Source organism: Mycolicibacterium arseniciresistens (assembly GCF_030519285.1).
Lineage (GTDB): Bacteria > Actinomycetota > Actinomycetes > Mycobacteriales > Mycobacteriaceae > Mycobacterium > Mycobacterium arseniciresistens.
The window spans coordinates 1-1443 of sequence record NZ_JAUMSQ010000433.1; the positions used below are offsets into that span (position 1 = coordinate 1).

At 73.9% G+C, this 1443-nt stretch carries 2 protein-coding genes; both read right to left on the reverse strand.

The window, feature by feature from the left end; genetic code table 11:
- Positions 1-538, reverse strand: a 538-nt coding sequence (locus Q2100_RS29935; protein ID WP_302916938.1) for a shikimate kinase, incomplete at its 3' end; no start/stop codon positions are given.
- A partial coding sequence (gene aroC, locus Q2100_RS29940) for a chorismate synthase (protein ID WP_302916939.1) occupies positions 538-1443 on the reverse strand: 906 nt, incomplete at its 5' end. The genes aroC and Q2100_RS29935, both read right to left, overlap by 1 nt.

The following is a 1443-nucleotide window of genomic DNA, read 5'->3' on the forward strand; positions in this document are numbered from 1 at the left end:
CGACCGGCTTCCCGGTCGGCACCGGTGCGGGTGCGGCGTCCAGGCGGGCCACGATGTGGCGCACGACCGCCCCGGGGTTGCGCCGGTTGGTGTTGATCCGCATGGTGGCCACCCGGCGGTACAGCGGCGCCCGCGCGGCCATCAGCTCGCGGAACTTCTCCGCCCGGTCGGGCCCGGCCAGCAGCGGTCGCACGGTGCTGCCGCCGGTGCGGCGCACCCCTTCGGCGGCGCTGATCTCCAGGTAGATGACGGTGTGGCCGGCCAGTGCCTCGCGCACGCCCGGTGTGGTGACGGCGCCGCCGCCGAGCGAGAGCACACCGTCGTGGGTCTGCAGCGCCGAGCGCACGACCTGCTCCTCGATGCGGCGGAACTCCTGCTCGCCGTCGGTGCTGAAGATGTCGGCGATGGTGCGGCCGGTGGTCTGCTCGATCGCGGCGTCGGTGTCGAGCAGGGCCAGTCCGGTCGCCTTGGCCAGCCGGCGCCCGATGGTCGACTTACCCGAGCCGGGCAGACCGACGAGCACCGCCTTGGGTGCCATCAGCCCGACGCCTGCGCCGCGTGACCCGAGGGCTCACGCTCGGCGACCGCCCGCAGGTAGGAGTCGATGTTGGTCCGGGTCTCGGCCAGCGAATCGCCGCCGAACTTCTGCAGCGCGGCGCGGGCGACGACGAGTGCGACCATCGTCTCGACGACGACACCGGCGGCAGGCACCGCGCACACGTCGGAGCGCTGGTGGATCGCGACGGCCTCGTCGCCGGTGGTCATGTCGACCGTGGCGAGCGCGCGGGGCACGGTGGAGATCGGCTTCATCGCGGCCCGCACCCGCAGCGCCTGGCCGTTGGTCATGCCGCCCTCGAGACCGCCCGCGCGGTTGGTCGAGCGCAGCACACCGTCGGGACCCGGGTACATCTCGTCGTGGGCGACGCTGCCGCGGCGGCGCGCGGTCTCGAAACCGTCGCCGATCTCGACGCCCTTGATCGCCTGGATGCCCATCACCGCGGCGGCCAACTGGCTGTCCAGGCGGTTGTCGCCGCTGGTGAACGAGCCGAGGCCGACCGGGAGCCCGGACACCACGACCTCGACGACGCCACCGAGGGTGTCACCGTCGCGCTTGGCGGCCTCGATCTCGGCGATCATCGCGTCCTCGGCGTCCTTGTCGAACGCCCGGACCGGGCTGTCGTCGATCGCGGTCAGATCGGCGGGCTGCGGCGGCGGCCCGTCGTAGGGCTTGCTCGCGCCGATGGAGATGACGTGGGAGAGCACCTCGACGCCGAGGGCCTCACGCAGGAAGCCGCGCGCGACGGTGCCCGCGGCGACCCGGGCGGCCGTCTCGCGGGCGCTGGCGCGCTCCAGCACCGGACGGGCGTCGTCGAAGCCGTACTTGAGCATGCCGGCGTAGTCGGCGTGGCCGGGCCGGGGCCGCGTCAGCGGCGCGTTGCGGGC